The organism is Psychrobacillus sp. (assembly GCF_056205495.1).
The window spans coordinates 1-4,376 of record NZ_JBAEAP010000134.1; the positions used below are offsets into that span (position 1 = coordinate 1).

A 4,376-nucleotide genomic window follows, 5' to 3' on the forward strand; every position below is an offset into this window, starting at 1 on the left:
AAAGCTGAGCAAATTCACCTGCTGATGGTTGGGAGGTTTTTATAGAATCCGCACCATTACGAATTCGTTCGTATAACTGCTCAGACGTTAAGTCTACTCCATCTACAAATTGCTCAGTACCGAAATGTATATTAATCGGAACTATAAAGACATCGGGATGTTCTTGTAAATAATCATTTATATAAGCGCTGCTATCTATAACCCATGCAATTTTATGTGGAATCATTCTGTACATCCTATCTATATATATTTACGATAATAATGTAGCATATTCAAATGTAAGTGTTATATTGACTAGTTGTTTGTTTCTTTTGACTTGCTCCACCAACGTTCATTCCAGGAATCGACTATATCAAACCGATGACGGAAAAGAATAATGGCAATAGCTAGAGATAAGGGGGCAAGCTCTCGGTATTCAGGTATAACTAAGCATAAAACACCATATGCACTGAAGGCGAAAATCATGCTTAAGGTTGCACTTCTGGAAAGACCTAAGAAAAATAAAAAAATAATAGCTAGCATTCCAAATAAAAATGGATTAAGTGCTAATGATACCCCAATGAACGTAGCTATTCCTTTGCCTCCTTTTCCTTTTAACCAAACAGGATATAGGTGCCCTATGATGACGAAGAATGCTGCAATCGAAATAACCAAAATCGAAAAATCTAAATAATGTCCAATATAAAGTACGAGAACCCCTTTTAAAGCATCTCCAAGAAAGGTTAAGATGAAGGCAGTCGTGCCTAGAACAGCGCCTGCATTTCTAGCACCGAGGTTCCCACTTCTCATGTGCCGAAGATCAGTTTTCTTCCATTTGCCAATCCACCAGGCTGTAAGAATGTTGCCGACAAAATAGCTGAAAATCCAGTAGAGAACCAACAGATCACCTCAAAATAACATTTGTATTGTTTCCTATTTATACTATATTTTACACTAAGTATACCTGCTGCATACATAATTCTAGTAGTAACTGAAGACTTTTAAAGTTTCATAGAAATTGGTATGATTAGAAGGATAAAAAAGACTGACAATTAAGAGGGTGTTAATATGACGGAACAATCATTATCAGTACGTGACGCAATTATCCAAAGAAGATCTATTAAATTATTTAATGGAGAGCTAGTTGATCGAGATACATTAGTGTCTATTATGGAGGACGCTCTTTGGGCTCCTAATCATCAGATGAGACAGCCATGGCGTTTTATCGCAGCATGCGGCGAGGAAGGTTTAACAGAATTGCATGAGCTGTTAAAAGAATATGGCATTCCAAAATGGAAAGAGCTTTCAGAGGATGCTCTAGAGAAGCAAATGCAAAAATTTAAAAATCCTGGAGCATACCTATTTGTCATTGTTCCGGAAGATGCACGTCAAAAGGAACGTTTAGAGGATTATGCAGCAGCTAGTATGCTTGTGCAGAACATCCAACTTCTAGCTTGGGAAAAAGGTATTGGATCATGCTGGAAGACACCAGGATTCCTAGACAATCCAAAGTTCCGTGAAGCTTTAGGAGTTCAATCTGGAGAACGTATTATCAGCATGTTCCAGGTTGGTTATTACAATGAAGCACCTCAACCAAAACCACGTAAGAGTATTGATGAAGTTGTAACATTCTTTGGCAATCAAAAGTAAAATGCAAGAGGCAAGCAAAAAGAGGGGAATCCCTAATTTTGCTTGCCTTATTTTTTATAGTAGGGGGGGACTGGGCCACTTTCACTATGAAGAGAGACTGTGTTTCTATCAACTATATAATGCATTTTGTAAGTTCCGTTTAAATACCCCTTTTCCCAGCTTTCTGTGAAGGTAACAATATACTCATTATCCCCTTTTTTTCTTGCAGAGGATTTTCTAGATACCTGAAAGCCTTCAACTTTCCCGCTCCATTTCTTTTTATCCTTTGGAAAGTTACTAGAAATAGTACCTTCTCCAGAGGTAGCAAGCTCGATTGCCTCTTCACTAGTAAAAGGGGGCCGTGTCTCAGACGTGATGGATAAGCCTGCCCACAATATTAGTGTGAGGGCAACCGGAATAAGAAGTCCGAATTTAATATGGCGACCATCCATATTTTGAGTGTATAGCCATCTATCCACTAGGCCGTATATTAATGCCGGAACTATTCCTAAAAATATTATGTCTAGATCCTGGAATAAGAAAATACCACCAAATAAGCCATGAAATAAAATATACAACCAATTATACTTGGGTAATATTTTTCTTAGCATTAATTCTAAAACAATAGAAACGGCTGTCCCGTATATAAAAATGATGATACCACCGTAGTAAAAAAATAGCGAAGCCCAGCCTATAAAATATTCACCACGATCATATGGCGGTAGAGAATCGTTGCCAATAAGGCCATAAGAAGAAAAGCTTAAAGCAAAAAGCATGGCAGTGATAAGAGTGGTAACAACTTTTCTAGCGATTAATTTAATCACTTGGTCTTTCATAATTTCCCCCTTTAATCGGAATATTAACTCTTGTTGTAAGAATTATACAATAATTAAACAATAAAAAGCACAGGAATCTAAAAGACTCCATGTGCTTAAATGTTTTATTTTTTTAATTCGTCTTTTGATAGGCTAGCGAGCTCATTATAGTAATCACCAATAACTCGTAATCCTTTATCAAAATTTTCTAGATGGAAATGCTCATTAGGTGCATGGAAGTTTTCTGTAGATAAGCCAAAGCCCATCAACACTACTGGTAGTCCAAGAATTTCATCAAACGCTGCTACGATTGGGATAGATCCGCCCCCGCGTGTATAGGCAGTTGGTACAGCATATACTTTTTCATAGCTACGTCCTGCAGCTTGAATAGCTGGATGGTCAAAAGGAGTGATGAAAGGTTTCCCTTTATCAAATTCAGTTACTGTTACTGTTACCCCAGCTGGCTTATGCTGATCAATATGAGCCTTCAGCTTTTCAACTATTTCATCTGGATCTTGGTCTGGTACTAAGCGACAAGTAATTTTAGCTCCTGCCTCGCTTGGTAAAACGGTTTTAATGCCTTCACCAGAGAAGCCACCAAATACTCCGTTGATTTCAAGAGTTGGACGAGCCCAAACTCGTTCTAAATGTGTATAACCCTTTTCACCAAATAACTCATCGACACCAACTTCTTGTTTCAATTCATCCTCACTGAAACCAAGTGCAGCATATGCTTCACGTTCTTCATCCAACAAGGGACGAACGTTGTCATAGAAGCCTTCCACTTCAATTGTACCCTCTGCATTACGGAAAGACTCTAGAATAGATACTAAAGCGTGGATAGAGTTTTGTACTCCACCACCGTAAAGTCCAGAATGCAAGTCTCCTTTAGCACCTTTTACATCAATTTGAACACCACATAAACCGCGTAGACCGTAACAAACAGCAGGTTGGCCAGGTCCTTGCATTCCTGTATCAGAAATAACAATGACGTCTGCTGCAAGCTTATCTTTGTTATTTTCAATGTATTCTTCTAGATTAGGACTTCCAACCTCTTCCTCACCCTCAATTAGGAATTTCACATTAACAGGTAGAGAACCCTCTAATTCAAGATGCGCTTCAACTGCCTTCACATGCATGAATACTTGTCCTTTATCGTCACTTGCACCACGAGCATATAGCTTATTATCACGTACCTCAGGCTTGAATGGCTCTGATTCCCAAAGGTTTAATGGATCTACGGGCTGAACATCATAATGTCCATAGATCAGTACCGTTGGCTTGTCTTCCGCATGTAGCCAGTCAGCATATACTACGGGATGGCCTTTTGTTTCATCAATCACAATATTTTCTAGTCCTGCTTGTTTAAAGGAGTCTGCAAGCCATTCTGCACCTTTTTGCATATCTGCTTTGTGCTCTGATAAGGAAGAAATACTTGGTATGCTAAGGAATTTTTTTAATTCTTCTAAATGCTGTTCTCTTTTTTCTGCAAAATAGTTATCTAAATTAGTTATTTGGCTCATAGATTTATCCTTCTTTCCAAAGATAGTTTAGTAAAAATAGTATATCACAATTTCAAGGTAACTAAGTCATTAGAAAAGTTTGTTAAATATAGAGATTAACGAAATAATCTCTATCTAAATTATAAAGGTATTTAGCTTATGTATAAAGAATACTAATAGAAATACGGTTAACTCATGTAGAAGATAGGCTATTACAATAAACAAAAATTAAACGGCTATGTTAAAGAGTAGGGTTGATTTATGATATAGAGAAATCTTAGATCAGAGAGTAGAATTGATTTCCGCACCAGCCGGACGCTTTCCTCGGGGTAAGCGATAAGCCATCACCCATCGCTTACGCGCGTGGTTGTGATGTCTTATCTGTCTCACTCATCCCGTAGGAGTCGCCGTCTGGCGCTCCAATCAATAAATGGGAACAGCTTTAGCATCG

The 4,376-nt window shown here is 38.1% G+C and carries 5 protein-coding genes; 1 reads left to right on the forward strand and 4 read right to left on the reverse strand.

Going from position 1 to position 4,376, the window contains the following annotated elements:
- Together AC06OU_RS04030 and AC06OU_RS04035 are read right to left on the reverse strand one after the other, a co-directional pair.
- Positions 1-226, reverse strand: a 226-nt coding sequence (locus AC06OU_RS04030) for a DegV family protein (RefSeq protein WP_475854144.1), incomplete at its 3' end; no start/stop codon positions are given.
- Positions 227-294: 68 nt separating this feature from the next.
- Positions 295-879, reverse strand: coding sequence for a glycerol-3-phosphate acyltransferase (locus tag AC06OU_RS04035; protein ID WP_475854145.1), 585 nt, complete (start codon positions 877-879; stop codon positions 295-297).
- Between the two features lie 168 nt (positions 880-1,047).
- Between AC06OU_RS04035 and AC06OU_RS04040 the strand changes: the two genes are divergently transcribed.
- Positions 1,048-1,629 (forward strand): nitroreductase family protein, encoded by a 582-nt coding sequence (locus AC06OU_RS04040; protein ID WP_169360838.1) that lies wholly within the window; start codon positions 1,048-1,050, stop codon positions 1,627-1,629.
- Positions 1,630-1,676: 47 nt separating this feature from the next.
- On the opposite strand, the gene AC06OU_RS04045 is transcribed toward AC06OU_RS04040, so the two are convergent.
- Positions 1,677-2,444, reverse strand: coding sequence for a hypothetical protein (locus tag AC06OU_RS04045; protein WP_475854146.1), 768 nt, complete (start codon positions 2,442-2,444; stop codon positions 1,677-1,679).
- 104 nt (positions 2,445-2,548) lie between these two features.
- Positions 2,549-3,946, reverse strand: coding sequence for a dipeptidase (locus AC06OU_RS04050; protein ID WP_475854148.1), 1,398 nt, complete (start codon positions 3,944-3,946; stop codon positions 2,549-2,551).
- Between the last annotated feature and the right edge of the window lie 430 nt (positions 3,947-4,376).

Excerpts from the sequence above, each read along its gene's own strand:
- AC06OU_RS04050 (WP_475854148.1), bottom strand. The coding sequence starts at position 3,946 with ATGAGCCAAATAACTAATTTAGATAACTATTTTGCAGAAAAAAGAGAA.
- AC06OU_RS04045 (WP_475854146.1), bottom strand. The coding sequence starts at position 2,444 with ATGAAAGACCAAGTGATTAAATTAATCGCTAGAAAAGTTGTTACCACT.
- AC06OU_RS04040 (WP_169360838.1), top strand. The coding sequence starts at position 1,048 with ATGACGGAACAATCATTATCAGTACGTGACGCAATTATCCAAAGAAGA.